This window comes from Arthrobacter sp. R4-81 (genome assembly GCF_054792365.1).
In genome coordinates this window covers 1,506,707-1,526,942 of the sequence record NZ_CP096445.1, presented here as the reverse complement: position 1 = coordinate 1,526,942, position 20,236 = coordinate 1,506,707, and the positions used below count along the sequence as shown (strand labels likewise).

The 20,236-nt window shown below is 61.0% G+C and carries 18 protein-coding genes and 1 pseudogene; 8 read left to right on the top strand and 11 right to left on the bottom strand.

Translation table 11 applies throughout. The annotated features are described in order from the left end of the window. The first annotated feature begins 11 nt into the window (after positions 1-11). On the top strand, positions 12-272 hold the full coding sequence (locus M1E05_RS07185) for a hypothetical protein (protein ID WP_458111514.1): 261 nt from the start codon (positions 12-14) through the stop codon (positions 270-272). 182 nt (positions 273-454) lie between these two features. Then, complete coding sequence (locus tag M1E05_RS07180) at positions 455-1,009, top strand: hypothetical protein (RefSeq protein WP_458111515.1); 555 nt, start codon at positions 455-457, stop codon at positions 1,007-1,009. Between the two features lie 38 nt (positions 1,010-1,047). Here the strand turns inward: M1E05_RS07180 and M1E05_RS07175 are convergent, their stop codons facing one another. After that, positions 1,048-2,814: a GNAT family N-acetyltransferase gene (locus M1E05_RS07175; protein ID WP_461164858.1), complete on the bottom strand. Its 1,767-nt coding sequence runs from the start codon at positions 2,812-2,814 to the stop codon at positions 1,048-1,050. An 85-nt stretch (positions 2,815-2,899) separates the two neighbouring features. Here M1E05_RS07175 and M1E05_RS07170 point away from each other — a divergent pair, with 85 nt between their 5' ends. After that, positions 2,900-3,679 (top strand): alpha/beta fold hydrolase, encoded by a 780-nt coding sequence (locus M1E05_RS07170; RefSeq protein WP_461164857.1) that lies wholly within the window; start codon positions 2,900-2,902, stop codon positions 3,677-3,679. Positions 3,680-3,722: 43 nt separating this feature from the next. On the opposite strand, the gene ychF is transcribed toward M1E05_RS07170, so the two are convergent. Continuing rightward, the gene (gene ychF / locus M1E05_RS07165; protein WP_458111520.1) at positions 3,723-4,808 is read right to left on the bottom strand and encodes a redox-regulated ATPase YchF; all 1,086 of its coding nucleotides are present in this window, start codon (positions 4,806-4,808) and stop codon (positions 3,723-3,725) included. 120 nt (positions 4,809-4,928) lie between these two features. On the opposite strand from ychF, the gene M1E05_RS07160 reads away from it, so the two are divergent. Then, positions 4,929-6,152, top strand: coding sequence for a DNA recombination protein RmuC (locus tag M1E05_RS07160; protein ID WP_461164856.1), 1,224 nt, complete (start codon positions 4,929-4,931; stop codon positions 6,150-6,152). Here M1E05_RS07160 and M1E05_RS07155 read toward each other — a convergent pair. Both M1E05_RS07155 and M1E05_RS07150 read right to left on the bottom strand, forming a co-directional pair. After that, complete coding sequence (locus M1E05_RS07155; protein WP_458111522.1) at positions 6,149-7,228, bottom strand: 4-hydroxy-3-methylbut-2-enyl diphosphate reductase; 1,080 nt, start codon at positions 7,226-7,228, stop codon at positions 6,149-6,151. The two genes, M1E05_RS07160 and M1E05_RS07155, sit on opposite strands and share 4 nt — an antisense overlap. Before the next feature lie 58 nt (positions 7,229-7,286). Next, positions 7,287-8,129 (bottom strand): hypothetical protein, encoded by an 843-nt coding sequence (locus M1E05_RS07150; RefSeq protein ID WP_461164855.1) that lies wholly within the window; start codon positions 8,127-8,129, stop codon positions 7,287-7,289. 206 nt (positions 8,130-8,335) lie between these two features. On the opposite strand from M1E05_RS07150, the gene xseA reads away from it, so the two are divergent. Both xseA and M1E05_RS07140 read left to right on the top strand, forming a co-directional pair. Beyond that, on the top strand, positions 8,336-9,646 hold the full coding sequence (xseA, locus tag M1E05_RS07145) for an exodeoxyribonuclease VII large subunit (protein WP_461164854.1): 1,311 nt from the start codon (positions 8,336-8,338) through the stop codon (positions 9,644-9,646). 88 nt (positions 9,647-9,734) lie between these two features. Further along, positions 9,735-9,962, top strand: a complete 228-nt coding sequence (locus M1E05_RS07140; RefSeq protein ID WP_309105883.1) for an exodeoxyribonuclease VII small subunit — start codon at positions 9,735-9,737, stop codon at positions 9,960-9,962. Positions 9,963-9,974: 12 nt separating this feature from the next. On the opposite strand, the gene M1E05_RS07135 is transcribed toward M1E05_RS07140, so the two are convergent. The 4 genes from M1E05_RS07135 to rsgA all read right to left on the bottom strand — a co-directional run bounded on the left by M1E05_RS07135 (position 9,975) and on the right by rsgA (position 14,564). Next, complete coding sequence (locus M1E05_RS07135; RefSeq protein WP_461164853.1) at positions 9,975-10,829, bottom strand: polyphosphate kinase 2 family protein; 855 nt, start codon at positions 10,827-10,829, stop codon at positions 9,975-9,977. A 107-nt stretch (positions 10,830-10,936) separates the two neighbouring features. Beyond that, positions 10,937-12,157 (bottom strand): pyridoxal phosphate-dependent aminotransferase, encoded by a 1,221-nt coding sequence (locus tag M1E05_RS07130; RefSeq protein WP_247046386.1) that lies wholly within the window; start codon positions 12,155-12,157, stop codon positions 10,937-10,939. A 63-nt stretch (positions 12,158-12,220) separates the two neighbouring features. Continuing rightward, the gene (locus M1E05_RS07125) at positions 12,221-13,159 is read right to left on the bottom strand and encodes an ABC transporter substrate-binding protein (RefSeq protein ID WP_458114537.1); all 939 of its coding nucleotides are present in this window, start codon (positions 13,157-13,159) and stop codon (positions 12,221-12,223) included. A 268-nt stretch (positions 13,160-13,427) separates the two neighbouring features. Beyond that, on the bottom strand, positions 13,428-14,564 hold the full coding sequence (rsgA, locus tag M1E05_RS07120; protein ID WP_461165206.1) for a ribosome small subunit-dependent GTPase A: 1,137 nt from the start codon (positions 14,562-14,564) through the stop codon (positions 13,428-13,430). Positions 14,565-14,953: 389 nt separating this feature from the next. On the opposite strand from rsgA, the gene M1E05_RS07115 reads away from it, so the two are divergent. Beyond that, on the top strand, positions 14,954-16,009 hold the full coding sequence (locus M1E05_RS07115; protein WP_461164852.1) for a pirin family protein: 1,056 nt from the start codon (positions 14,954-14,956) through the stop codon (positions 16,007-16,009). 13 nt (positions 16,010-16,022) lie between these two features. Here the strand turns inward: M1E05_RS07115 and M1E05_RS07110 are convergent, their stop codons facing one another. Both M1E05_RS07110 and M1E05_RS07105 read right to left on the bottom strand, forming a co-directional pair. Further along, complete coding sequence (locus tag M1E05_RS07110) at positions 16,023-16,901, bottom strand: N-acetylglucosamine kinase (protein WP_461165205.1); 879 nt, start codon at positions 16,899-16,901, stop codon at positions 16,023-16,025. A 204-nt stretch (positions 16,902-17,105) separates the two neighbouring features. Then, the gene (locus tag M1E05_RS07105; protein ID WP_461164851.1) at positions 17,106-18,269 is read right to left on the bottom strand and encodes a trans-sulfuration enzyme family protein; all 1,164 of its coding nucleotides are present in this window, start codon (positions 18,267-18,269) and stop codon (positions 17,106-17,108) included. Positions 18,270-18,401: 132 nt separating this feature from the next. On the opposite strand from M1E05_RS07105, the gene M1E05_RS07100 reads away from it, so the two are divergent. Continuing rightward, positions 18,402-18,908, top strand: coding sequence for an Lrp/AsnC family transcriptional regulator (locus tag M1E05_RS07100; protein ID WP_309105878.1), 507 nt, complete (start codon positions 18,402-18,404; stop codon positions 18,906-18,908). Here the strand turns inward: M1E05_RS07100 and M1E05_RS07095 are convergent. After that, positions 18,906-20,120, bottom strand: a pseudogene (locus tag M1E05_RS07095) (MFS transporter); the annotation flags it as partial. The gene M1E05_RS07100 and the pseudogene M1E05_RS07095 overlap by 3 nt on opposite strands. Positions 20,121-20,236: the final 116 nt, after the last annotated feature.

Genomic DNA, 20,236 nt, shown 5'->3' with positions numbered 1-20,236 from the left:
GGGACACAGAGTTGACGACGCCGGCTGCAGATCCATCCTCGCCGCGAAACCTCGACGGGCAGCCGCCCCAGGCCGGGGCCACAGCTGCTTTCGTCGTCCTCCTGCCGCTGATTTATCTCCTCCCGTTCGGGATACTTGCCGTAGTTGCCACTATTACTTCCGTAAACAAGACGAGTTGGGAAGACGCTTGGGCCATCGTTATGTTGATAGGCATCGTGGCTGCCTACTCAGCGGTCTTCGCTGCCCTGATGCTGGTGCTCCGCCGGAACTGACGATTCCGATCCGCGTAGCGTGGAGACAATCTTCTATTGGGGGAAACGCATGAATGTGTATCCAGCTGTCGGTGTTTCGCGGACAGAGGACAGCTAGTGCACCCGGAGCCACCATATGCGGCATTCTGATCGCCACGATGGTTGTTTTGAGCGGCCGCGCTGCCCACCATTAATAAGTGGGAATGGTGGACACACAGCACCGGTTTGCGTTTGCCCTCTGCCTGTTGATTCCTCTAGGCGGAACGGCGGGGTGCGCCTATGAATATTCCGAGCCTCCACGCACGCCAACAGCTGACTCAACCTCGGTAACAGGGGCCCCGAAACCCTACCGGGATCCGCAGGTTCTGGAACAGGAGGCTAAGAACTACGCTCACCTGGAGCGGCTTATAGGGGAGCTGCCGGAGCCGGTCCTCCTTTCCGATGTGGGGCCGCTGGACGGCCCTGGCAGGGGATTTGGCAAAACTGAAAGGGTGCCGGCCGCCGGGCGTTATACCGTCACCGCAGCCTGTGTTGGTGCTTCCGGTGCGAAGGTAGCCGTAGGACAGGAGCATCCCGGCGCCCCCTTTCGGCCGGTGGAACTCGCGCTGGATTGTACCGGGGTCACTTCGCAGGTCATTGCACTTCAGGAGGGGTACGTTTTCGCACATCTGTCCCTCCCCGCCCCGGGCGATACTCCATGGACGGGAGCGGTTGGCGGTGTGCGCGTGAGCCGACCGGTTGAGGCGGCGCATGCCTAGCCGGCGTCCGGAAGTCTCCGTCTACGCCGAGAATGTGTCTATATGCGCCGTTTCAAGCCTACGTGGGCGGTCCGATATCCGAGTCGGGTGTAGAAGGCTCGAGCTCGTTCCCGTGCTTCGTCGGTGGTCACCTGCGACAGTTGCGCCCCACGCGCCCGCCCGAAATTGTGGGCCCACTCAAGCATCGCGGTCCCCAAGCCACGTGAACGTTCCGTGGCCGCAACTCGCAGTCCCTCGATTTGCAGTCGGGAAGAACCACCCCGGGAAAGGCCTGGAATGACGGTCAATTGCATCGTGGCAACGATGCGGTCGGCACCGTTGCGGACAACCCCCAAGTAGTTGGAACCGTCGCGAACAACCATGTTGTAGGCCGCCTCGTATCGTTCAAGCTCGACGCATTCCCGATCGGGACCGAACTGGTCATCAGACAGCAGCGCGGCGATGGCCTCAACATCATCGCGGCTCGCCCGCTCCAGCCTGAAGGTCCGGCCCGCCACCCGCAACAGTCCTCGAACCGAGGATCGCGCGTCTGCCTGCAAACGAGCGACCAGCAAATCGAGCCACCCGCCGACGTTGGATCGAGCCTCAACGGTGTCGGGATAGCGACATCTCAAGTGCAGACCTGACTCGTCCAGGATGAACCAAAGCATGACATTGTCGGTGTCGATTGTCGCGCTCACATAGTAGGCATCGAGCCCGACAGAGTCGATTCGCACCGGTAGTCTCCGCAGGTCCAGCCAAGAGATCGCGAACATACCGGGAGCTACCGGCATGCCGCCCCATGGAGCCAGCACGTCCGCGAGCGGCCATGAGCCCAGCTGTACAGCCTCTTTCACCGCAGCCGCTGCCGAACGCGGCTCGGCAACCGCCGACTCAAGTACCGAATTAGTAATGAACCAGCCGACTGAGTCATGCCAGTTGTCATCAAAGCGGCTGTGGACGGGAAAGACGGCTCGAAGCGGGGTTCCTGCCAACTCGCGGGTCACCGCAGTCATCGCAACAACGGCAAGTGCGAGCGTCGAGACACCGTCGTTGCGGGCCTGCGCGGCAAATGCCGCAGCGTCGTCGACGTCGAACACATCGCGCACTTCTACGCGCTCGCGCTGCGGATCGGGCGAACCCAGCGGGAGGGGGAATTTCGGCATTACTCCCCCGCTGTCCCCGATGATGTCTTCCCATCGCTTATGCACATGGTCCGGCGCTGTATTCCGATCCAGCAGTACTTGCGTGTGTTCAACAAATGCCGGCGCTGGCCCAGGGAACGGTTCATGGCCCGTCCGCCCGGTATTGAGCGCGGCCAGCAGGTCTCGCGCGATCACCAGCATCGACCACATATCGACGTGAGCGTGGTCGGCCGCAATCACGACGGTGAGTCCAGCAGCAGTCTCCAATACGCACAGCCGGTGGGAGGGCTGTTTGTATGGCGAACATTCGGCGTCGAGAATGTCCCGCACCGCGTCGTTGACGGCTTGACCGGGAGATACCTGATGCTCAACCCAGGTTCCGGGACCGATGTGGATTTCGTGAAGCTCCGGATCACCATCCTCACCTGGCACGAAGGCTGTTCGCAGGGTGCCATGACGTTCGACGACGGCCAGCCATGCATCCGCAATTGATTCACGACTAGCTGGCCTAGGCAGTCGAAAAGACAGCGCCATCCAGGAGCCGGGGCGGTCACCTGCCCCCACATGGAGCCGCTGGTCAAAAGACACTGGAAGACGCCGGTCGAGCGCAGACACACTGACGTCGTAGCCCCAAAGTCGTCCGAACGGTAGTCGCAGGTGCGTGACGTTGGTCAGGCGCATGGCAGTATCCTATAGCCACAGTTAGCCTGAATGCCCAACGCGGCCGCTCTAGGCGAAGCGGTCATTCACGAAAACGAGGAGCCTGATGCCCACTTTCGAGGTTCCCGGGGCCGAGCTTGCGGTTGCTTTGAGCGACGAAGGTGGAAACCCAGTTGTCCAACTGCATGGTCTTACGTCAAGCCGCGCGCACGATCGGGTGCTCAACCTCGACCTCGGACGAGGGCTTAGCGGAACACGACTGCTGCGGTACGACGCACGCGGCCATGGCTGGTCGACGGGGCGGAAGGTCCCGGAGGACTATCAATGGCAAAGCCTCGCCGACGACCTCCTGCGACTGCTCGACCACTGGTTCCCCGGCGAACGCGTTCACGGAGTTGGTCCCTCCATGGGTACCGGCACACTTTTGCACGCCGCTTCCCGCGAGCCAGACCGCTTTTCCGGGCTCACCCTTATGGTGCCACCGACCGCGTGGGAAACCCGACCTTCACAGGCTGCAAACTACCGGGTGTCCGCGGCGCTTATCGAATCTGTTGGCATCGATGCATTCCTCGCCACGACGCGCGGAGCAACACCGCCGCCAGCCACAATTGGTGCACCGGAGACGGTGCCCGACGTCGCCGACGCCCTGTTGCCTTGGGTGTTTCGAGGCGCAGCACTCAGTGATCTGCCTGCTCCTGAAGCTGTTGCACGAATAAACGTACCGACGACAATCTTGGCATGGGTAAACGATCCGGGCCACCCGCTGTCAACTGCGGAATCCCTTGCTGCACTGCTCCCGCAAGCAACGCTGACGGTCGCCCGCACCCCAGCAGATGTCGAAGCCTGGCCTAAAGTTCTGAGCCAGGATGTCGCCCGTCGGGGCTAGCAGCCAATCCGCCGTACTTTCTCACAGGCGAGGCGGAACTCGACTAGACGTTGAAGCGGAACTCCACGACGTCGCCGTCGGCCATGACGTATTCCTTACCTTCGATGCGGACCTTCCCGCGGGACTTCGCCTCGGCCATGGATCCCGCCTCGATGAGGTCTTGGAAGGAAACAACCTCAGCCTTGATGAACCCGCGCTGGAAGTCCGAGTGGATCACCCCTGCTGCCTGCGGCGCGGTATCCCCCCGGTGGATGGTCCAGGCACGGGTTTCTTTCGGACCAGCCGTGAGGTAGGTCTGCAGCCCGAGGGTGTGGAACCCCACGCGGGCCAGCTGGTCCAGGCCGGATTCGTCCTGACCGTTCATTTCCAGCATTTCGCGGGCCTCTTCCTCGTCCAGTTCAACGAGGTCAGACTCCAGCTTGGCGTCAAGGAAGATGCAGTCAGCGGGTTCGACCAATGCACGCAGTTCAGCCTGTTTCTCAGGACTGCCCAGGATTCCTTCGTCCGAGTTGAAGACGTAGATAAACGGCTTGGCCGTGAGGAGGCTGAGCTCTTTGAGGTGCTCCATCTCCAGTTTGTCGCTCTTGATCGACGAAAAGATGGTGTCGCCGCGTTCCAGGACGGTCTGGGCAGCCTTAATGGCTGAGAGTTCTGCAGCGTCCCGCTTCTTGATTTTGACTTCTTTTTCGATCCGGGGAACGGCCTTCTCGATGGTCTGCAGGTCCGCGAGGATGAGCTCGGTGTTGATTGTCTCCATATCGGAGCGGGGATCCACCTTGCCGTCAACGTGGATGACGTCGGGGTCATCGAAGACCCTGACAACCTGTGCGATGGCTTCTGCCTCACGGATGTTCGCGAGGAACTGGTTGCCCAGTCCTTCACCTTCGGAGGCGCCCTTGACGATGCCGGCGATGTCAACGAACGAGACTGCCGCCGGCAGGAGCCGCTGGGACCCAAAGATCTTCGCAAGCTCCTGAAGCCTGGGGTCGGGAAGGTTCACAACGCCCACGTTCGGTTCGATGGTGGCGAACGGATAGTTCGCTGCCAGTACCTGATTCCGGGTCAGTGCGTTGAAAAGAGTTGATTTGCCGACGTTAGGCAGTCCGACGATGCCAATAGTAAGAGCCACGAGCATAGATTCTACCCGCACCGCCGTAAAAGCCGTGGGCCGGCGTGGAACTCCACCCATATGGGCCGACCTGGTGCGTCCGTTCCTAAAACTGTCGTACGCCCATGTCACAGTGAAGGCATGGACGCTTTTGCACTGATTCTCGCTCTTCTGATGTTGCTCTTGGGTGCCCTTACCGGGGCGGTTGTCACCTTTGTGATGTTCCGGCGCCGCAATGTGGCCCTGGAACAGGATTTCGACGGCGTCTCCGCCCGGCTTTCCGAAGTCTCAGCACAGTTTGCGGCAGCCGACGCCGAACGTCGCCTCCTTGCGGCGCAAAACCGGGAGCTGGGCGAGTCACGAAACCAGGACGGAAGCGTACTGCGGGCTTTGGGCCCCGTCGCCGAGAAGCTCTCGGCGGTACAGCAGCAGGTTTCACTTCTTGAGCGTGACCGGCTTGAGCAGTACGGTCAGCTGGCCCAGCAATTGCAGGAGGCCCGGCTCTCCGATGAACAGCTCTTGCGGTCAACGCATGCCCTGGAGTCAGCCCTGCGCTCGAACAGTGCACGCGGCCAATGGGGCGAGGTGCAGCTCAGGCGCGTTGTTGAAGCCGCCGGGATGCTGCGCCATGTTGACTTCTACGAGCAGCTTCACAGCGCAGGAACAGACAACTCGGTCCGCCCTGACCTGGTGGTTCAGCTGCCGGGAGACAAGCAGCTGGTTGTCGATGCCAAGGTGCCGTTGTCGTCTTATCTGCAGGCTCAGGAGTCCCTGGCCACTGACGTCCGATCTCAGCCTGGGTCAGGAGCAAATGCACAGCAGCTGCTTCTGGCCGCGCATGCAAAGGCGCTCAAGGCGCACGTAGATTCCCTGAGCAACAAGAAGTACTGGGACATCCCGGGTAACTCGCCGGAACTGGTGATCTGCTTCCTCCCCGCAGAATCGATTCTCGCAGCGGCCTTGGGGGCAGACCCGGGGCTCCTGGACTACGCCCTGAACAAGAACGTGGTCCTGGCGTCACCGGGTACTTTGTTGGCCGTGCTGAAGTCGGTTGCGTTCACCTGGCGCCAGGATGTTCTAACGGACAGCGCCCGGGAGTTGTTTGAGCTCGGTCAGCAGCTCTACGAACGCATGGGAACACTGGGAGAGAACGTCACCAAGCTCGGCTCATCGTTGAAAACGTCAGTGGACCGCTACAACTCACTGGTGGGCACTCTGGAAGCAAGGGTGCTGCCCACGGCAAGAAAGCTGAACGCGCTTGATGCCAGCGGACTCGTAACGCCCGCCGCCGTCGAGGTTACGCCCCGTTCCATCGCGGCCCCGGAACTGCAGGCCGAATTGCGCGAAGAGGAATCTGCGGCCTAGGAGCGGGCTCCGCGTCCGCCCAAGGCCCGCGTCACGTCGCCGGCCTGCTTGAGGGTGGCGCGGAGCTCCTTGGGAAGCGAGAACAGAAGGTCTTCCTCAGCAGTGACTACTTCCTCAACAGTTCCATAGCCGTAGTCAGCCAAGAGGCGGAGGACATCCTTGACCAGCACTTCAGGTACGGAGGCGCCGGAAGTTACGCCGACAGTCGCAACACCCTCAAACCAGGTCTCGTCCACTTCGTTGGCAAAATCGACCCGGTAGGATGCCTTCGCGCCGTACTCCAGAGCAACCTCAACGAGGCGAACCGAATTTGAGGAGTTGGCGGAACCGACGACTATGACGAGATCTGCCTGAGGGGAGATCTTCTTGATGGCCACCTGTCGGTTGGTCGTCGCGTAGCAGATGTCGTCACTGGGCGGATCCTGAAGTGTAGGGAAACGCTCCTTCAGCAGGCGGACCGTTTCCATGGTTTCGTCGACACTCAGGGTGGTTTGGGACAGCCAGATCACTTTCTCGGGGTCCCTTACTGTCACCTTGTCCACTTCGTGCGGACCGTTGATGATCTGGATGTGCTCCGGCGCCTCTCCTGCCGTGCCTTCCACTTCCTCGTGGCCGTCGTGGCCGATCAGGAGGATATCGAAATCGTCCTTGGCAAAGCGCACCGCTTCCTTGTGGACTTTGGTGACGAGGGGGCAGGTGGCGTCGATCGTCCGAAGCCCGCGGTCCTCGGCCGATTGGACGACCGCAGGGGAAACTCCGTGTGCCGAAAAGATGACTAGGGCACCTTCAGGCACTTCGTCCGTTTCGTCAACAAAAATGGCTCCCTTTTCTTCAAGGGAACTGACGACGTGCACGTTATGCACAATCTGTTTGCGAACATAGACCGGCGGACCGTAGTGCTCCAGGGCCTTCTCCACGGCAATCACGGCGCGGTCTACGCCGGCGCAGTAGCCCCGGGGAGCCGCCAGGAGGACCTTTTTGGGGCCTGACACAGGGACCGCGGCCAGCACTTCCTCAGGCGTTCGCCGCCTGCGCGGAACTGTTGGCATAGGTACGGATACAGCTGTGGAGGTCATTGTTCAATGCTACCGGCTCCGTTGCGGGTGCCATGCTTCGGTCATTCCGGCCTGGATCCTAGGCCCGTCGTCCCCGAAAGATCGCCAACACGATTCCCGCCAGCAGGAGGAATCCTCCGGTCCAGAAAGACGTGGTAATCCACTGCCCAAATGATGCAGCCGACGCGTTGACCAGTTCCTGCTGGAAAACTTCGGCAACCGAGTTCCCTGAGGGCATTGCGGAAACGGCGGCCGATGCGAAGTCCGACCCGAGCTTCCAGAGCGCTGCCATAAATAATCCGCCTACCCCTGCCACGAGGAAGATGACCCAGCGACGGCGGGTCGCCACCAGGGCGAGGACAAAGGCAATCCCGGAGCCGACGGCCATGGCATACCCCATGGGCGCGTATGCAGACAGGTTGGCGATCAGTTCGCGATGACCGGATTGCCCGATGTTGATGAGGGTTTCCCGTGGAGGATTGAACGGCACTCCCGTTGTTTCCGATAGCTGGCGTGTCAACAGACCAAGCAGCGGGGCAACATCAAGCGTGAGGGACGTTGAGGCATCAGCCTCGGGTGGCAAGCTGCCGGGATCGGCGAAGCTGAGACGGTGACTCTTCCGCAGGGTCTCCTCCCACGCTGCAGGATAGCCGGGCAGGCCCGTAAGGGAACCTGCCGCCGCTTCCAGGACAGGAGCCATATCGTCTGCCATGAAATCCGGAATCTGCCCGGCAGGGTTGAAACTGGCTACAGCGGCCGAGGCAAGACGCCGCTGGAATTCCGGGTCCTTGCCCAGTGGAGACGCTAACCGGACAAAGCCGTCCTCCTGAACGATGTTCTGATCAACCCACATTGCCGGAACGGCTATAGCCGCGAGCAGTAAGCCGATCATGACCGCTATGGCGGAAACAAAAGTACGCAAGAGAGTCCTAGTTTGTTGGTTGGGATACAGCCATCCTAAAGGTCGGGCAGGACAGCCTCATGCCAGACAAGGGATGTCGGCCCGTGATGATAGAGCTATGGATAGAGTGATTGATATCTGAACCGCGTTCCTCAACATCCGCGAAATACCCCATACGAAATACCAGCTCAAAGGATCACCGCCCATGCATCAGTCAGGTACCACCGATGGATTGCCGCGTGTCTGAAGTCGTCACGACCACAACCACGGTGCCGGCTACGGCTGCGGAAACGAGTCCTGAGAATCCGTGGCCGCTGCAACTCCTCTCCCAAAAGCTGAAAGCCCACATTGAACGGGCTCCGTCGGTCTGGGTCGAGGGCCAGGTTATTGAGCTCAACCGCCGAGGGACCAACGCGTTCCTGACGCTGCGGGATGTCGATGCTGAGATCTCCCTTCCCGCTTCTGTCTGGACCAAACTGCTGGACCGTCAGGCTGCGCCCCTGGAGCGTGGATCACGTGTGGTTGCCCTGCTCAAAGCCGAATTCTGGGTGAAAACGGGCCGGCTCAACATGGCTGTGAAAGATATACGTCAGGTTGGCCTGGGGGATCTCCTGGCGAGGATCGAGAGACTCCGACAAGCACTGGGCGCTGAAGGACTCTTTGCCGAGGCAAGGAAGAAACCACTCCCCCTCCTCCCCCACCGGATCGGCCTCATCACCGGCCGTGATTCGGACGCCAAGAAAGATATCCTCCGGAATGCGGCATTGCGCTGGCCCGCCGTCGAGTTCGAGATCAGGGAAGTAGCCGTCCAAGGGAACACCGCCGTTTCGCAAATGATCGCGGCGCTGAAGGAACTTGACGAGGCACCTCAGGTCGACGTCATTGTTATCGCCCGTGGCGGAGGCGCCTTGGAGGACCTCCTGCCGTTCAGCAGCGAGGAGCTTGTCAGGGCCGTTTCAGGGGCCACCACCCCGGTGGTCAGCGCCATTGGCCACGAAGCAGACCGTCCCATCCTCGACGACGTCGCTGATCTTCGTGCTTCCACTCCCACGGACGCGGCGAAGAGAATCGTGCCGGATGTTGTGGAGGAACTCTTCAGGGTGAGGCAATCGAGGGACCGGCTTCGCAGTTCTGTCACGCGCCTCGTGGAGAGGGAAAGCGAGCGATTGGGCTCCTTGCGCAGCCGTCCAGCTCTGGCGGCACCGGAGGTTCTGCTGACCAGCCGGCATGAGGATATCGAAAGGTTGAGAACCCGTTCCGGTTCGTCCATTGACGTCGCCTTGGTGAGGGCAGCCGACGGGCTCGTACATCTCACGGCGCAAGTTCGGGCCCTGTCACCGCAGAAGACCCTGGACCGGGGTTACGCCGTAGTTCAGCTTGCCCTGAACGGCGATACAGGTGAGCCTGGGGAAACGCGGCGCAGGGAAATTGTGCGTCATCCTTCCCAGGCTCCCGCGGACGCGGAACTGTCTGTCCGGGTAGCGGGCGGCAGGTTTACAGCAGTGTCCACCGGCGGCACCGAAATCATCGAACACTGACAATCACCGAGCATTGACAAACATCCAACAAGGACGCCCTTCATCATGGACGTCCCAAAGGCCCGGAAACCCAGCAAGGAGCACCACTATGGCAGCGGCACAGAATCACCAGGCGGACATTGATTCGCTCAGTTATGAAGAAGCGCGGGAACAATTGGTGGGAATTGTGGGAAAGCTCGAGGCGGGAGGAGCCAGCCTCGAAGAATCGCTTGCCCTCTGGGAGCGTGGCGAGGCCTTGGCCAAGCGTTGTGAGGAGTGGCTCGAAGGCGCACGTAAGAGGCTTGCAGCAGCACGGGACCACGTCCAGGACAGCTGACCGGAGCAGTACTCAGGAACGCTCGACGAGCGCCTTTTCCTGTTCTACATCGAAGTCAGCCTCCGGCCACTTCAGTTTCAGCTCCTTCAACGCGTCAAGGAGCAGCTGCTGGACCGCTATCCGCGCATACCACTTCTTGTTTGCAGGAATAACATGCCACGGTGCAATTTTGGTATTCGTCGCATCGATTGCCGCCTGGTAGGCGTCCATATAGTCGTCCCAGAACGCACGTTCCTTCAGGTCCCCGGTGCTGTACTTCCAGTGCTTTGCCGGATTGTTCAGCCGGGCCAGCAGACGCTTCTTCTGCTCATCCCGGCTGATGTTGAGCATTACCTTTACGATCCGAGTGCCGGAGTCCGTCAACCGCGCTTCGAACTCGTTGATGGCGATATAGCGGCGTTCCAGCTCCTTCTTTGAAGCCCAGCCATACACACGGTGGATCAGGACATCTTCGTAGTGGGATCGGTCAAAGACTCCCACCATTCCAGCTGCAGGCACTTCCTTTTCAATCCGCCAGAGGAAATCGTAGGACTTCTCCTCGTCAGTGGGCGCCTTGAAGGCCTTCAGCTGTACACCCTGCGGATTCATCGCCCCCATAACATGGGAGACGACACCCCCCTTGCCTGCTGTGTCCATCGCCTGCAGGATCAAGAGGATGCGCTTGGTTCCGCCGAACTTGGCCTCCGCGAAGAGCATTTCCTGCAGTTTCTTTAGTTCGCCGTCGAGGTCTCTCAGAAGCGCCTTGCCATCCTCTTTGACCCCGACATACCCGGGTGTCGAGTCAGCGTCGACGTCCACCAGCTTGAAATCTTTTGCCGCCACCAGCGTTTGCGAGGGTTTCTGTCCGAACTTCACAACAACTGCCATGGGAAGCCTCTTTCCGCTGCCGTGCATCCAGGCGGCTGCGCTTGTTGTGAAGCACATTCCGCACGTTCACCTCCGAGGAATCCGGGGCGTGAACTGTTGAGATCAGGCTAGTTGCCTTGGTAGCGGCTCAGGAAGTCCCCCATACGGCCAATTGCTTCTTCAATGTCCTTTACGTTGGGAAGCGTGACCATCCGGAAGTGGTCCGGCCGCACCCAGTTGAATGCCCGGCCATGAGAGACGAGGATCTTTTGCTCCCGCAGCAGGTCAAGGACAAACTTCTCATCGTCCCTGATGTGGTAGACCTCGGGGTCGAGCCGCGGAAAGAGGTAGAGCGCCCCGCGGGCTTGTTGCGTACTCACGCCGGGGATGGCGTTCAGCAGATCGTAGGCTTTGTTCCGCTGCTCCAGGAGTCGACCGCCGGGAAGGATGAGGTCGTTGATACTTTGATAGCCGCCCAGCGCTGTCTGAATGGCATGCTGCGCCGGCACATTCGCACACAAACGCATGTTCGCCAACAGGTTGATTCCCTCGAGGTAATCTGCCGCTGACTTTTTCGGTCCTGAAATCGCCATCCATCCGGCGCGGTAGCCACAGACACGGTAGGCCTTGGAGAGTCCGCTGAAGGTGAGGCAGAGAACAGCGTCTCCGGTTAGACCTGCCATATTCACGTGGACGGCATCCTCGTACAGGATCTTCTCGTAGATCTCGTCCGCAAACACCACCAGACCGTGCTTTTCAGCAAGCGCCACGATCTTACGAAGAGTACTTTCCGGGTAGACGGCGCCAGTGGGGTTGTTCGGGTTGATCACTACGATCCCCTTGGTGCGGGGAGTGATTTTCGCCTCCAGATCCTCAAGATCAGGCTGCCATCCGGACTCCTCGTCGCAGAGGTAGTGCACCGGCTTTCCGCTTGCCAATGCAACCGAAGCCGTCCAAAGGGGGTAGTCCGGAGTAGGGATGAGAACTTCATCGCCATCGTTGAGCAATGCCATGAGAGACATGGTGATGAGCTCGCTTACGCCGTTGCCCAGGTAGATATCGTCAACGTCAATGCTCTGGATGCCACGGGTTTGGTAGTACTGGGAAACGGCGGTGCGGGCAGAAAAAATACCTCGGGAATCGCTGTATCCCTGGGCGTGGGGAAGATGGCGGATCATGTCCACCAGAATGGCGTCAGGTGCTTCGAATCCAAAGGGCGCTGGGTTCCCAATGTTCAGTTTGAGGATTCGGTGGCCCTCAGCCTCCATCTGCTGGGCGGCCTCGAGGATCGGTCCACGGATGTCGTAGAGGACATTATGAAGCTTGGTGGACTGCTTGAATTCTGCCATCCATCAAATATGCCATATGGAGGATGTTAATCCCCTGAGACTTGACTCACACTCCGGAGCCCGTCACTTGGTGAAGCCCTTGTCCTTTAGCCAGGCCTGTGCTGCTTCCTTGGGGTCTTGCTTCTGATTGCCGCTGACTGCGCGGTTCAGGTTGATCAGGTCCTCCGTCGTCAGCGTCTTGGAGACGTTGTTCAGCGTCTCCTTCGCCTTATCCGTCATCTGGGCTTCGTTGTAGAGCGGAAGAACCTGCTGGGCAATAAAGTTGTTCTTTGGATCCTCCAAGACCACAAGATCGTTGTCGGCAATGGCAGGAGTGGTGGTGTAGATGTCGGCAATCTGCACTTGGTCCTCCAGCAGCGCCTTCACGGTGACGGCTCCGCCACCATCGTTGAACGGTTCCAGCTTTTTGGGGACGCAGTCATAGTTCTTTTTGAGGCCGGGAAGGCCGTAGGCGCGCTCCGCAAAGGTGGCCGGAGCGCCCACCACCAGTTCGCTGCATGCCTTGGCAACGTCCGCGAGGGACTTCAGCTGGTACTTCTCCGCCGTCGCCTTGGTCACCACCATGGCATCCTTCTTCTCGGCTTTGGAGGCATCAAGCACTCCAAGGCCTTTGGGCAGTTTGCCAGGCAGCGCCCGGATAATGTCATCGGCGGAAACCTGGGTGGTCTCCTTGTCGACCAGCAGCAGGAGATTGCCGCTGTAGTCCGGCACGATATCGATTGAGCCGTCCTGGACGGCCTTGAAGTAGACCTCCCGTGATCCGATATTGGGCTTGGTGCTGGCCGCAACCCCCGCGGCGTTAAGAGCCCCCGCGTAGACTTCGGCGATGATCTGGCTTTCGGTGAAGTCTGCCGAACCAATCACAAGTGGCTCACCGGTGGAGGCGGAACTGCTGGTGGCAGGTGTGGTGCTTACCGGATCCGATCCGCCCACACAGGCACTCAAGGCCAGTGCCAGGCCCAAAGCTGTGGCCCAGCCACCCAAAGCACGGCGCCCTGTCATCTGACGTCGTAAATCCTTCAAAACGTACCTCCTTGGAGAACAGGCTACGGGGATGTGGAGGCTGTGTGCCTTACCAGCGGCAACATCGGACGGTCAGGCAAGACGATCATAAGCCGGGTCATTCTTGGCGGTACAAATTACCACCACAGCCTACCCAGTCCCTTCGACAAAGCCGGAGGGACCGGCACGCCGGAGTGGAGTCGCCCTTTGCTCGGAACCAGCCGGCAGGTGGATGGGTCCTGATAAGAATCAGAACCCATCCACACCGTCAGTTCCTTCCGGACTTTCCGGACTTTCCGGACTTTCCGGACTTTCCGGATTTGCCTTCCCGCTCCACTGAATTTTCATGGCCATACCGTTCAGCTGACCGCTGACTTTTGCCCGCCGCCACAACTTTCTGGTGCCATTCCCGCTGGTAAGCCCTGCGCGCCGCAGCATCGTGGCGCCTGTTCAGCGCAGCAAGCTCGCGCTGAAGCTTCCGGTAGTTGGACCAGCGACGGTTATCCAGGGTTCCGTCGTCCAGTGCAGCCTGCACAGCGCATCCTGGCTCCCGATCATGGGCACAATCAGAAAACCGGCAGGCCTCCATGAGTTCCTCAAGGTCGCCGAACATCTCGCCCATTCCGCCCTCAGCGTCGAACAGTTCGAAGCCTCGAACGCCGGGGGTGTCCATGAGCACCGCGCCGCCAGGCAGCGGCACCAGTTCCCTCGCGGTAGTCGTGTGCCTGCCCTTGCCGTCGCCGGTGCGGACCTCCCCGGTGTCTTGTGCCTGGTATCCGACCAGCGCGTTGATGAGCGTGGATTTTCCCGCTCCCGAAGGCCCCAACAGCACCAGGGTGCTTCCGGCGGGCAAACGGTCTGAGAGTTCCTCCAACCCGTCGTGCTGTTCTGCTGATGTGGTAACCACATCCACACCGGCTGCTTGAAGCATGACCTGCCCAACGACGTCGTCCGCTACGTTGGCCAGATCCGCCTTGGTGACAATGACGAGCGGAGTAGCACCTGAATCCCACGCCGCTACGAGGGTCCGCTCGATCCTGTTGTGCGTAAGCGGCCGGTCAACCGGGACCACCACGCCGACGATGTCGATGTTGGCCCCGAGCACCTGGACATCAGAGGATGCTGCAAATGCACGCTTTCGGCTGAGTTCCGAGTAGCGCGGGAGGACACTTGCGATAACCGGATCGGCTGAGGCGTTCATCCCCAGCCAGACCCAGTCGCCCGTTGCGGGGATGGAGCCATGGAGGGGGTAGGGGACGTGGAAGAACCGCTCCGCCGCCGCTACCAGCACACGGTTGCGGTCCATCCGCACCACCCGCCCGGGCATGGTTCCGTCTGCCTGGCGGTGTGCGGTGAAGTACGCTGCCCTGGCAGGAGTGAATCCGTACTGAACGGGACCAGCCAGATCAGGTCCGTTGTTTAGGAGAGATTTGAGAGAAGGTTCAGCCGATGGAAGGCTGTTGGTGTTTTTCAATGGGAAGCCTTTGATGGGCCCCGCCAGTGCACAGAAGCGTCTGTGAGCCGCTAGGAAGTGCGACCAGACAGGGAAGGAAGGTTGGCGTGATTGAGGCGCGAGGCGCGCAGAACTGTGACAGTCATCACTTCCACCTCCCCTTTTTGCTTTCGCAGCATGTCCCTGAAACGGCCGCCGGCCAACCGGCAACTCTGACAGGCTATCGAACTCTGCCGTTGCTGGCCATACCCGCGGACCGGACCCCAACATGGGCTCCAGGACCGCTGGCTTTCGCTGCCGTTGCCATGCACTGACACTGCATTCGGTTCTACAGTGGGGAGGTGACCAATCTTGAAGTCAGTCCCCGGGAACAAATATGTCCACCTGCAGACATTGGTGAGGGTTCGGGAGCCGGCCCGTGCCTGCAGTTGTGGCCCGCCCGGGAAGTTCCGCTGGGCGGTGTTCGTGCCATGAATGTCCAGCGCACTCTCCCCCAGCGAGGCCTGCCGACAGTGGGAGCCTGGTGCTTCCTCGACAGCTTCGGGCCCGACCGCGTGGCAATGTCCGTCCTGCCCCATCCGCACACGGGCCTTCAAACGGTAACGTGGCCGCTCATCGGCACCATCCGCCACCGCGACAGCGTGGGGAGCGACGTTATCGTCCGGCCCGGGGAATTGAACATCATGACGGCCGGCCACGGCATCTCCCACTCAGAATTCGCCGTGCTGCCGCAGCCCTCCCCTATGGCGGTCCAGGAGGAAACGCCCGACGGCGGCCAAGAGCTGCCGCTGCAGCGGGGACTCCAGTTCTGGGTTGCCTTGCCGGACAGCGAGCGGCACAGGACGCCGGCGTTCGAGCAGCACCGGGAGTTGCCATCGGTTGAGGGCGAGGGTTACGTGGCAACGGTCATGGTAGGAACTTTCGCCGGATCAACGTCACCGGCGACCATGTATTCGCCCATCACAGGAGCGGACGTCACAGCCCAGGGACCTGTCGGGTTGCCACTGAATCCAGAGTTTGAGCATGCCATCCTGGTCCTTGACGGCAGCCTGGTTCTTGAGAATCAGCACGTGACTCCGGGCCCACTTTGCTACCTCGGGACAGGACGGGATTTCCTTGATCTCGACGCAGCTGCCGGTACGCGCTTCATCCTGCTGGGCGGCGAACCTTTCCAGGAAGAGTTGCTGATGTGGTGGAACTTCGTTGGCCGGACCCACGATGATGTGGCGTCGGCCCGCGAGGACTGGGAGGCGCAGGCCGGCCTTGGGGAGAATTCAGTTGAAGTCGGCCGGTTCGGAGTGGTGAGGGGGCATGGGCCCGAGGCCGGCTCCGAAGCGGGCCGCATACCAGCCCCGCCCTTGCCTGGTGTGCGGCTCAGGCCGCGAACACGTTCCTGATTTGTATGCAGGATCAGGCCTCTGGGCCCTGCTCCGCAAGAAGCTGAAGAACCCCGAATACAGGCTCCCTGTCCAGGACGCGCACATCGTTGATACCTTCTGACGCCAGGTGTTTCCGGAAGGAGTCCTGGATCCAGGAAACGTTCATGCCAAGGCCTCCTCCAAGAATTACGGGGCCGTCGACGTCGAGCTGCCGCAGCGTTTCCACGGCCAGATCCGCCAAGTCACTGCCTGCCTGTACCAGAAAGGCCAGGCTGGTGGCATGGCCGCTCTCGGCTGCCTCCACGACAAGGCGTGCGCGTTGGGCCCAATACCGCCGCCCTGTCTCGGCCGAATGGAAGAGTGCAATCAGCTTGTTGGGATGATCAACGGCGCAGGATTCCAAAAGCGCGGTGGTGAGCTCATCGGGTTCAAAGCCCTGGTTCATCCGTCGGAGGCTGTGGCGGACAGCCTCCCGGCCAAGCCAGTACCCGCTGCCTTCGTCTCCCAGCAGATATCCCCAGCCGCCCGCCCTGGCTTCTTTGCCAGCCTCGTTCCGACCCCAGGCCGCGGATCCTGTGCCACCGATGACGGCCACGCCCGTGCTGGCACTCCCAGCCGCCAGAAGCAGCCGGGAATCATGGACAACGGTGATCCGCGCCCCGGGGACGTGGGGTGCGATCAGTGAGGCGAGCGCGGCGGCGTCGTCGTCGGTATCTATGCCTCCGGCCCCCGCATACACCTGCGCGATGGAACCGCCTCCTATTCTGGCAAACAGTTCAGCGAGATTCCGAGCTGCTTCTTCACGGCTGACGTTCTGGACGTTGGAGCTCCCCACAACCTCGTCTGCAAGGGCTTCACCGTCGAGGAAGCGGACCCCATGGGTCTTGGTTCCTCCAATGTCCAGACCGATGACACTACCTGCAACTCTCCCGGCAGGGAGGCGGTCCGCATCAACGGAATTCGATTTTGGGAAGCTGTCAGCACTGTTCACCTGAACAGACTACTTAACCGGCGGCAGACAGCCTGCAATCAGGGCAATATTGGCCGCAACATTTTCTGCCTCCTCTCCTGCCGGCCGTCCGACTCCCCTAAACCGCTGTCTCCAATCCGCTGATCAGTGGGTGCGTTCGATGGCCTGAACGAGGTCAGCCACCACGTCGCTGGCACCTTCAAGCCCCACCGAGAGACGAAGCAGGTTTGGCGAAGGCCGCGCTTCACCGCTCACCGGTCGGTGCGTCAGGCCTGCAGGATGTTGGATGAGCGTGTCGATTCCGCCCAGCGATACTGCATGGGTGATCAGGCTGACCGCCGAAGGAATTCGTTGGGCATGCTCAGGGCTGCTGACCTCAAAAGCCATCAAGGAGCCCGGACCGGACATCTGCGTACCCACCAGCCCCAGGGGATCGCACTCAGGCAACCCCGGATACAGGACCCTCTTGACCAGACCGTGTCCGGCCAGCGCCGACGCCACTTTGGAAGCCGTGGCTTGTTGCGCCCGGACCCGGATGGGCAAGGTGGCAAGTCCCCGGTGGAGCAGGTAGGCGGGCCACGGGGTGAGGATACCTCCTGTGACGGCCCGGACGGCGCGGAGCCTGGCCGCCCACCCGGGCGAGGTTGCCACGACACCACCCATGGCATCTCCGTGGCCGCCCAGGAACTTTGTGGCACTGTGCAGAACCAGGGCTGCCCCGTGCCTGAGCGGCTGCTGAAGCACGGGGCTGGCGAAAGTGTTGTCCACCAGCAGTGGGACACCATCAGCGGCGGCAGCCAACGCAGCAATGTCCACCAGCTCCAGGCTTGGATTTGCAGGGGTCTCTACGATCACCAGGCCAGTGTCCGGTCGAAGGGCAGACCTGACTTCATCAGCAGCTGCGAAGGTAACCTCTGTTCCCAGCGTTCCTTGGGCGAGTACGTGATCGCTTCCGCCGTACAGAGGGCGGACAGCGACGACGTGTTTTTTGCCCATGGAAACCACGGCAAGCAGCACTGCCGAGAGAGCCGCCATACCCGTGGCGAACGCAACAGCCTCAGGGGCGTTCTCCAAGGCAGCAAGCCCATCTTCAAACCGTGCCACAGTTGGGTTCCATAGCCGCTGGTAGACCGTACTCTGATCCTTGAGATGGGCTCCACCGGTCGCAAGATGTTCATAGGCCAGTCCGCCTTCCACAACTGAAGGCAGCGGCGCAGTGGTTGAAAGATCGATGGGGACCGCGTGCACGCCCTGCTCCGTCAACCCGTCGCGTCCGGCATGTACCGCAAGTGAATCGAATGAAAGCACCGTGCTCCTTCTGAATATTCGTCATTGAATCTCGAAAGTATCTGGCATTTATTCGGGATTGCCCAGAGCAGTTGAATTCTAGGGATGAAAGAAGCGGTTTATGATGAACGCAGCACACTCTGAGGAGGACTTGTGGCCAGCAACGCGAAGAATATTCGGCCGGGATCGTTGAGCAGTGAGCCGCTGGACGCCATTGACGAGAAACTTCTCGCGGCTCTGGTGGAGGACGCGAGGATTTCCAACAAGCAACTCGCTGAACTGGTGGGAATTGCCCCTTCAACTGCCCTGATGCGTACCCGTGCCTTGTCCGAGCGGGGGATAGTGCAGGGGTATGAGGCGAAATTGAGCCTCTCGGCAATCGGCCGATCGGTTCAGGCACTTGTCGCCGTACGGCTCCGGGCGCACGATCGTGATCAGATTGACAGGTTTACTGCCCGCGTACCCCATCTCCCGGCCGTACTGTCGACCTTTCACACTTCAGGGTCGGTCGATTACCTGCTGCATATCGCCGTCGCTACGACGGAGGACCTCAGGGACTGGGTGCTGGACAACCTGGCCACCGACCCCGTCGTCGGCCACACCGAAACCACCCTGGTGTTCGAGCACATTCAGGGCAACCACGGTCCGTTGCCGGAGTAAGCTGACCACTGCCAAAATGACGGCGCACAACGCGCAAAGCAGCACAAACACTGTGACGGATGCGGGAAGGCCCCATGCCGCCGTCGCAAGTCCCAAACCGATCACCGGCACCGCGCTGCCCAGGTACGTGATGACGTAGACCGCACTGACGACCTGCGCATGCCGGGACGGTTCCGTCCTGGCAGCTACGTCGTTGAAGGCGGCCCGGAAGGAAAGGCCTTGGCCGAAGCCTGCGCCCATGCTTGCCAGGACCAGCAACCATGGGGTGGTCCGAGCGGCCGCGACGGCGATCAGGGCGACCGAAACTGCCAGGACGAGAAGACCCACCGGAACCACATAACGCCCACGGACTGCGAGTAACTGACTCAGCGCTGATGAACCCAGCGTCAATCCTGCCAGTACACCGATCAAAGGCCTCGAGTCCACGTGGACTATCCCGGCGAAGTACCCGGGGGCAAGGGATAAACAGAATCCAAACACCGCGAAACTAAGGAAGCCAACAGCGGCCGCGAGCCAGAATGCCCCACGCGCTTCCTGGGAGACTGATGGACGCCGGGGTGCCAGCGCCTTGATGGGCCATGCGCCATTCACGGGCCGGACGGCAGGCCGCGCCTTCAGGAAGTACAGAGGCACCAGCAGCCCGCCGAGGATGACGGAATGAACGGCGAAAGGCGTGGAAGTGGGCCCTGGGAGGAGCGAAAGCACTCCCCCAATCACAGGACCAGCAGCCACCCCTCCGGCTGACGCCAACAGTGTGAACCGGGACGCCCAGTCCGGTCGCAAGGGCAAAAGTTCGCGAAGTGCAGCAGCACTTGCGCCGGTGGCGAGTGCCACTGCCATGCCTTGGAGTGCCCTGCCAGCCGCAAGCGCGGCAAGATTGCCAGCGGTCGCGAAGACCAGACCGCCCATCAGCCCCACCAATACTGCCAGCAGCAACGCGGCGCGCCTGCCAATGTGGTCCGACCAGTGGCCGGCAAGCACCAGCGTGGCCACCAACACCAGGACGTAGGCGGAGAAAGCAATGGTGACATCCAGGGACGTCAGGCCGAGCTGAGCCTGGTAGAGGGGGTACAGCGGCGTTGCGAGGTTCGCTCCGACCAGCAGTGTGAAGATCACCATTCCCGCCAGGACCAGGCGGGCCGTGGTGGAAGCATCCCATCCCCTGGGGCTAACGGCGGCGGAGGACATACGGAGTTCGCCGAAGACAGTCATTGCCATGCCTTTCCCGATTATCCGGACCACACCGGATCCTTGTGGGACCGGCAGCGCTCCGGGCAGTTCTGATGGCTATATTTTCGCTCGTGAATGACTTGTGGGACTGAGAAAGG